The sequence below is a fragment of the Nostoc sp. UHCC 0251 genome, from assembly GCF_034932245.1.
Taxonomy (GTDB): domain Bacteria; phylum Cyanobacteriota; class Cyanobacteriia; order Cyanobacteriales; family Nostocaceae; genus Nostoc.
Genome location: NZ_JAYGHD010000450.1, coordinates 1 through 6700, shown reverse-complemented (window position 1 = coordinate 6700; position 6700 = coordinate 1). Strand labels below are relative to the sequence as shown.

General features: G+C 39.0%; 4 protein-coding genes. 3 read left to right on the top strand and 1 reads right to left on the bottom strand.

Annotated elements, in window-relative coordinates; translation table 11 throughout:
* Positions 1-66 precede the first annotated feature (66 nt).
* Positions 67-1974, bottom strand: a complete 1908-nt coding sequence (locus VB740_RS35160; protein ID WP_323204435.1) for an adenylate/guanylate cyclase domain-containing protein — start codon at positions 1972-1974, stop codon at positions 67-69.
* A gap of 661 nt (positions 1975-2635) precedes the next feature.
* Here VB740_RS35160 and VB740_RS35155 point away from each other — a divergent pair.
* From VB740_RS35155 to VB740_RS35145, 3 genes are all read left to right on the top strand, one after another.
* Positions 2636-3979 (top strand): P-loop NTPase fold protein, encoded by a 1344-nt coding sequence (locus tag VB740_RS35155; RefSeq protein WP_323204434.1) that lies wholly within the window; start codon positions 2636-2638, stop codon positions 3977-3979.
* Complete coding sequence (locus tag VB740_RS35150) at positions 3930-5624, top strand: tetratricopeptide repeat protein (RefSeq protein WP_323204433.1); 1695 nt, start codon at positions 3930-3932, stop codon at positions 5622-5624. The genes VB740_RS35155 and VB740_RS35150 overlap by 50 nt, the downstream gene beginning before the upstream one ends.
* A 632-nt stretch (positions 5625-6256) precedes the next feature.
* A complete protein-coding gene (locus VB740_RS35145) occupies positions 6257-6616 on the top strand; it encodes a VOC family protein (RefSeq protein ID WP_323204432.1) in 360 nt (119 codons plus the stop codon).
* Positions 6617-6700 lie beyond the last annotated feature (84 nt).

Below are 6700 nucleotides of genomic sequence, written 5' to 3'. Positions count from 1 at the left end.
AAGGGTAAAGGGATAAATTTAACCTTTCCCCTTACCCCTTTCCCTTTCCCCAATGCCCAATGCCCCTCATCCCTTGCGTCCAATCAACAAATAAGTAGTCATCTTACCTTTGTCTTGAACTTCGATTTCGCCCCGTTTTTCAAATAAAAATTCATCACACAAAGACTTATAAGTATCTTCTGTAACTTGGATTTTACCAACAATGCCTTGGGATTCCATGTAACTAGCGATGTTTACTGTGTCTTCCCAGAGATTACACGTAAATTTATTGAGATCAATTATTCCCGCCATTACAGAACCGCTATGGATGCCGATACGGATGCTGAAGTTTTGGTTATTCTTAGTATTAAATAGAGCGATCGCAGTTTGCATCTGGAGTGCCATTTGGGCGATCGGTTGAGCATGATCCCGGCGGCGTGGGCGCAAACCACCAACTACTATATAAGCATCGCCAATGGTCTTGATTCTCTGTAAACCATGTTGTTCGGTGAGGCGATCAAAAGTTGAGAAAATCGAGTTGAGTAAGTTTACTAGTTGAATTGCACTCATAGAAGCAGCAATTTCGCTAAAGCCAACAATATCGGCAAATAGAACTGTGACATGAGCAACATCTTCGACAATGTTAGCTGTTTCTTCTTTCAAAGGTTTAGAGATTGCTGCTGGCAAAAGATTCAGCAATAAACGTTCGGTTTCTTCTTGCTGATGGCGCAGCGCTTCTTCTGCTGCTACTCGTTGAGTGACATTGCGAAAAATGCCGCGAGTCGCAACTGGATGACCTTCGACAAATTTACAGTTAATATTACCTTCTAAAAAGATTGTTTGACCGTCTTTAGTAACGAATGCGGCTTTGACTTGCCCGATCCTTTCTCCTGACAGCACCCGATAAAATATTTGTAAACACTCTTGCTTAAACTCTGGATGTATAATATCGAAAACATTCATATTCACAATTTCAGCTTCGCTATATCCCAAAGTTTCTCGCCATGCCCGATTGACATACAAAAAACGACCAGAGGCATTGACACATTGAATCAGATCATTAGCATTTTCAAATAAATCTCGATATCGTTCTTCACTTTCTACAAGAGCATCTTCTGCTTGTTTGCGTTTGATAAACTGGGAGATTTGACTACCAATAGAACCCACCATTTGCAATAAGCCTTTATCCTTTGGTTGTACATCCCGGCTAAAGAAAACCATCACTCCTAAGATTTCACTATCGTCTAAGATGGGGAAACCAAAAGCTGCGTACAATCCGGCTTCAGCAGCAGGTTGCGATCGCCTAGCGTCTCCATCTTCTGTGATATCTTGAATCCACAAAGGCAAACGTCTGATCCAAATTCGGCCAGGTAAGCCAACACCCGGTGTATAGGTAGTTTGCCAGGTAATTGCTTTAAACTCTCGCGCAGAAATTACTCGACTTGACCAAATTTCCACACACCTGAGTACTGCATTCAGGCTATGTCCCTGTACCGAAGTGCCAATATATTGACTTGCTGCCCAAAGTTCGCCTAAATCCCATCCTAAGCTTTGACAAACCGACTGCAAAATTTGCGGAATTACCTGTTTTACAGTTTGAGATTCTGATAATATACGAGTGATAGCATACTGGGCACTTGTACGCTGTTCCCGGTGCTGCCGAGCAGTAATATCCCTACCAATATAGACAATATCTTCTAACCCTTTTGTTTTTTTGGGAATGACTGAACAAGAAAAAGCAATCAACCGCTTTTCTTTAGTCTTTGTGCGACAGGCTATCTCTAAATTATGAATATTTTTTTGATAAAAAGAATGCTGGTGAATGGCTTGTATTAAAACTTGTTCATCATCAATTATCAATGATATTGGTTTATTAATTAATTCTTCTTCACTAAAACCAAATAATTGTTGAGCAGCACGATTTACTTTTTTTATTTTCCCTATATTATTAGTTATAAACAAAGCATCTGCCATTGCAGTGATTACTTGTTCCATGTAGTTTTTGTATAAATTTAAATCAGAGTAAATTTCAATGTATAGTAATAAAAAAGCTCAAGTTTTTGCTGGATTATGCAATCATCACACTAAAAATTAATAACTCAATAATTAAAAGTAACAATTAATAATTTAGTACCACTGATGATTATTTTAGTTATTCTTTCAAATGTTGGATCAATATACAAGCCTGTTTGGGTAAAATTTGTAAAAGTTACTAATACTCAGTTTTATTACTGAAATTGATATTAATTGATTAATTGTGCTATTTTTTCACATCAACCCAGTGTAGTTGAGCGAAAATGACCATGAGCAAACTTTTGATTTGGTTGATCAAAATTAACTAGGTAAGCAGAAATGGCATGTATTCTACCTTTTGGTGGATTGACAATTAAATATAGTTCTGAATGGTCTTAGGAGATTATACTTAATAGCGCGGTTTATAAATGATCGCTATTCTAACAAAACCACTCTTGTGCAATCCAGCGCTGGGTAAAGCTGAAAGTTATATTGTTATCCATTTTACTATTTTTCTAAAGTATAATATATCACAAAGCCTTGTTGTATCAAAAAGTAAACTTTTATTAAATGAAAAATTGCACTGCGATCGCCTAAAATTTAATGTTGATAAAGTCGTATTTATAAAGTTAGTCAAAACCCAATGAATCACCAGCGTGCTAATACTCTTAAAGCTGCATTTCAAGTTTGTAATGTTGAACCGCTAGAGGGTGCAGACATGGAGCGGTACTATGTTGATTTATCAGCAGTCCGCAAAACTTCAGCAATTGAACAAGTTAGTCAAATTTTAGACTTTCAAGAACCCACAGATTTCCGCACCATTTTGTTTACTGGACATCGCGGCTGTGGGAAAAGTACAGAGTTAAAACGCATTCAGAAGCAATGGGAAGAACAATATCACGTAATTTATTTAGAAGTTAACGAAGAAACAGATATTAATGATGCTAATTATACCGATTTATATTTAATTGTTATCAAGCGAGTAGAATTTGAGTTACGGAAATTAGGTTTAAAATTTGATGGTAAACTTTTAGAAAACTTTGAATCTTGGTTTAAGGATATTACCAAAGAGACTGAAGAAAGTGTAGAAAAGTCTGTGAGTATTGAGGGAGAAGCGACTCTGAAACCAGAAGCACCATTTATCGCTAAATTGATGGTCAAATTACTGGCACAAATTAAAGGTTCTGATAAACAAAAAACTACGATTCGCCAAACTTTAGAAAAAGACCTATCACGTCTTAAAGCAGATATTAACCTTTTATTAGGGGATGCCTACGTTAAACTCCGAAAAAAATTTCCTCAATATAAAGGTTTATTGATTATTTTTGACAACATGGATCGTGTACCACCGACGATTGCAGAACATTTATTTTTTGATTATGCGGCTCAGTTACAAGAACTAGATTGCACAATAATTTATACAGTTCCAATTTCTGTGCTTTGTTCCCCGAAAAACCCACTTAATCAGTTTAATGGTAATCCTCATATTGTCCCAATGGTGAATATTTATGAATTGGAACGCGATCGCTGCCATTTAAACTACAATCAAACGGGACTAGAAGCAGTTGCCAGCGTCATTGAAAAGCGGGTAGATATTGATGCTGTATTTGAATCTCGCCAGGAATTGCTAGATTTAGCAAAAGCCAGTGGTGGACATGTCCGCCAATTAATGCAAATGATACAGACTGCTTGCCTAACTGCTAGTACTCGCAAACATCCCAAAATTATTGCTGAAGATATTATCTATGCCGTGAAACAACAGCAATTTAATTTTGAAAGGTTTATTCCTGAAGAACATTATGCGTTTTTAGCCCAAGTTTGTCTAACCAAAAATGTCAGCAAAGATGATATTGGTCAGTTAATGCTGTTTAACACTTCAGTTTTGGAATACAACGGCGATAAACGATGGAATTATCCCAATCCAGTGGTGAAGCAAAATGAATTCTTCCAGAAAGCCATCGAATCCGCACTTGCAGCGCAACCTTAATTCAGAAATAGGAGCGTTTATCGCCCTGAATCAAGAGGTTTTTGCTCAGTTACTCACCTTTATAGACTTTGCAGAAAAGTTTATGATTGGTTTTGTAGAAATTAATTTTCCCCCAGATGTAGAAATATTAGTTGAGGCGCTAAAAACAAATCCTGATTGTCGGGATATTCAATTTATTACGCTGAGTTTTTCTGATGCTAATTTGCGATTTCTCAAGGATGAAATTGTCAAGCTATTACCAACTATTGAGATAGAATCTAATAAAAAATTAGTCTTGATTGTACAAGGTTTAGAAAAGTCTATTGGCGTTTATGGAGACTATCCGCCAGTTTTACAAGACCTCAACTTTGTCCGAGATGCTTATAAAAGAACTGTTCCTCATCCCATACTGTTTATTCTGCCAGATTATGCGCTGACTCGGTTAGCCAAATTTGCTCCTGATTTTTGGGCTTGGCAATCGGGGATGTTTCGGTTTCAAACATCTCAAATTACCAAAGATCATGCGATTAATGAGGCTAAAAATACTGAGAGAATCGTAGACAGATTAGAACCTCCAGAAAAGCAAGAGCGGATCGATTTATTACATCGTCTGCTAATGGAATATAAACCTACTGGACATCAGCCGGTAGGAGAAAACCTCCGCAACTGTAGTAATATTTTGCATCAGCTAGGAGTCGCTTATCTGAGTAAGAATGAACCTATCAAAGCTAGAGAATATTTAGAAGAAGCCGAAAAAATAGCTAACGATAAAGATTCCACCTTCTATGCTGAAGTCCTCAGCACATTAGGAGATTCTTATGGGCAGCAAAGGCAATTTGATACGGCAATTACTTATTATCAAAAATCTTTAAGTATTTCACAACAACTTCAGAATCCTCTCGGCGAAACTGCTGCTTTGTTTAAACTGGGCAATGCTTATCTAGACTTGAGGCAATTTACACACGCTACAACTTTATATAAACAGTGTTTAGAAATTGAACAACAAATAGGCGATCGCTATTCCCAATCTGGTATTTACCACAATTTGGGAATAGTTGCCCAAGATTTGCGGGAGTTTGAGGAGGCGCGGCGCAATTACCAACAAGCTTTAGCTATCAAAATCGAATTTGGCGATCGCTATGAGCAAGCTGATACCTACCACCAGTTGGGAAGAGTTGCCCAAGATTTGCGGAGGTTTGAGGAGGCGCGGCGCAATTACCAACAAGCTTTGGCAATATACATTGAGTTTGGCGCTCGTTATGAGCAAGCTGACACTTACCACCAGTTGGGAACGGTTGCCCAAGATTTGCATGAATTTGAGGAGGCGCGGCGCAATTACCAACAAGCTTTGGAAATCTACATCGAATATGGCGATCGCTATTCCCAAGCACGCATTTACAACAATTTGGGAATATTTGCCCAAGATTTGCGTGAATTTGAGGAGGCGCGGCACAATTACCAACAAGCTTTGACTATCAAAATCGAATATGGCGATCACTATTCCCAAGCTAGCACCTACTACGCTTTAGGAACGCTTGCAGAAGCAGAAGAAAACTACGCAGAGGCGAGGGTTCATTTGCAGACAGCGTTGGAAATATATGTTGAGTATAAGGATGAATATTGGGGTGCGATCGCACGGGAGGCTTTAGAGAGATTACCAGAGTGATGGGGTGATGGCATTTAACAGGGGTGCGACCAGATCATACTTATTAGGCAAGCGTTGTTAGTCGATACAATCAAATTGCAAGAGGTTGCATTGAGATAACACGGCGATGCAAATACTCAACGGCAAGACAGCACTTATTGGCAAGCAGCGCGATCGCATCAATGTAATAACGCTTCTATGTTGAATTCAATACAGACCTAACCCCCGGCCCCTTCCCTACTAGCGTTGGGGAGTAAGATTCAAAGCCTCTCTCCTTTTAGGCTACCGTGTACACACAAGTCGAATTTCTTCTTAAATCCCATTGAATTCGGGTGGTCGTTTATTGAATTTGGGTAGTCGTTTATTGAATTTGGGTAGTCGTTTATTGAATTTGGGTAGTCGTTTATTAAATTCGGGTAGTCGTTTATTGAATTCGGGTGGTCATTTATTGAATTCGGGTCGTCGTTTATTGAATTCGGGTCGTCGTTTATTGAATTCAAGCAGTGGTTAGAGTGGAGTAAAACCCAGATTCTTGAACAACTTCAGACTTGTGTGTACACCGTAGCCTTTTAGGAGAGAGGAATCGAAGTGGGGTCAAAATATATGCCAAAACTACGTCAAAATTTAGATAAACGCGATCGCACTTACCAACAATGCAGATTACCCAAAGTCTCCATACAGCAATTCTCGTGACTAACTTAGAACGCTCTGAACACTTTTATGGCAAAGTATTGGGATTATCTAAAATAGATCGTTCCCTAAAATACGCTGGTGCATGGTATCAAGTTGGCAACTATCAAATTCACCTGATAGTTGCACCTACTGTCCCTACCGAAAACCCAAACGAAAAATGGGGACGCAACCCCCACGTCGCTTTCTCAGTTGCTAACTTAGACACAGCCAAACAAGAGTTGCTCAATCATAATTATCCCATTCAACCCAGCGCTTCCGGCCGCCCTGCTTTATTCACTCAAGATCCTGATGGAAATATTATCGAGTTGAGTCAGCAATAAAGGGGAGTAGGGAGTGGGGAGTGGGGAGTAGGGGAAGCAGGGGAAGCAGAGGGGGACAAGGAGAATAACTAATGCCCAATGCCC

Coding starts and splice junctions, on each gene's coding strand:
- VB740_RS35160 (WP_323204435.1), bottom strand. CDS start 1,974: ATGGAACAAGTAATCACTGCAATGGCAGATGCTTTGTTTATAACTAAT.
- VB740_RS35155 (WP_323204434.1), top strand. CDS start 2,636: ATGAATCACCAGCGTGCTAATACTCTTAAAGCTGCATTTCAAGTTTGT.
- VB740_RS35150 (WP_323204433.1), top strand. CDS start 3,930: ATGAATTCTTCCAGAAAGCCATCGAATCCGCACTTGCAGCGCAACCTT.
- VB740_RS35145 (WP_323204432.1), top strand. CDS start 6,257: ATGCAGATTACCCAAAGTCTCCATACAGCAATTCTCGTGACTAACTTA.